The organism is Pantoea sp. sgz302252 (assembly GCF_042610525.1).
Classification (GTDB): domain Bacteria; phylum Pseudomonadota; class Gammaproteobacteria; order Enterobacterales; family Enterobacteriaceae; genus Erwinia.
In genome coordinates, this window is sequence record NZ_JBHDVM010000002.1 from 177,209 (window position 1) to 178,285 (window position 1,077).

2 protein-coding genes are annotated in these 1,077 nt (G+C 56.7%); both read left to right on the forward strand.

What is annotated here, in order from left to right; translation table 11 throughout:
• Positions 1 to 801 (forward strand): ATP phosphoribosyltransferase (hisG, locus tag ACETPC_RS04835; protein ID WP_380179140.1); only part of this gene is annotated, 801 nt, incomplete at its 5' end.
• Positions 802 to 807: 6 nt separating this feature from the next.
• The coding region (locus ACETPC_RS04840) for a histidinol dehydrogenase (protein WP_380179668.1) at positions 808 to 1,077 on the forward strand (270 nt) is incomplete at its 3' end.

Here is a 1,077-nt window from a genome sequence, read left to right on the forward strand (position 1 = left end):
CTGCAACAGCAGCGCCTGATTGCTTTTGCAGAGAATATGCCAATCGATATCCTGCGCGTACGTGATGACGATATTCCTGGCCTGGTTATGGATGGCGTAGTGGATCTGGGCATTATCGGCGAAAACGTGCTGGAAGAAGAGCTGCTGACCCGCCGGGCTCAGGGCGAAGATCCGCGCTATCTGACGCTACGCCGTCTCGATTTCGGTGGCTGCCGCCTGTCGCTGGCGATGTCAGTGGACGATGAATATACCGGCCCGCAATGTCTGCAAAATGCCCGTATCGCCACCTCTTATCCTCACCTGCTGAAAAAATACCTTGATAAACAGGGCGTTTCTTTTAAATCCTGCCTGCTGAACGGTTCTGTAGAAGTGGCGCCACGCGCCGGTCTGGCTGACGCTATTTGCGATCTGGTCTCTACCGGCGCGACGCTGGAAGCCAACGGCCTGCGCGAAGTTGAAGTGATTTACCGCTCTAAAGCCTGCCTGATCCAGCGCGACGGCGAAATGCCTGCCGCCAAACAGGAGCTGATCGACAAGCTGATGACCCGTATTCAGGGCGTGATTCAGGCGCGCGAATCCAAATACATTATGTTGCACGCGCCGAGCGAGCAGCTGGAAGAAATTATTCAGCTGCTGCCGGGCGCAGAGCGCCCTACCGTACTGCCGCTGGCAGGCGATAAGAGCCGCGTCGCTATGCACATGGTCAGCAGTGAAACCCTGTTCTGGGAAACGATGGAGAAACTCAAGGCGCTGGGCGCCAGCTCCATCCTCGTTCTGCCTATTGAGAAGATGATGGAGTAAATGATGATGACTCCCATTGAGTGGCAGACGTGCAACGCCGAAGAACAACGGGCGCTGCTGACTCGTCCGGCCATTTCCGCTTCGGAAAATATCTCTGCCAGCGTGCGTGAGATCCTGGAAAAGGTTAAGGCAGAAGGCGACGAGGCGCTGCGCTTCTATAGCGCGGCTTTTGATAAAACCACCGTTGCAGCGCTGCGCGTCACTAATGAAGAGATTGACGCTGCCTCCGCGCGGCTGGGCGAAGAGATCAAGCAGGCCATGGCCGTCGCGGTAGCC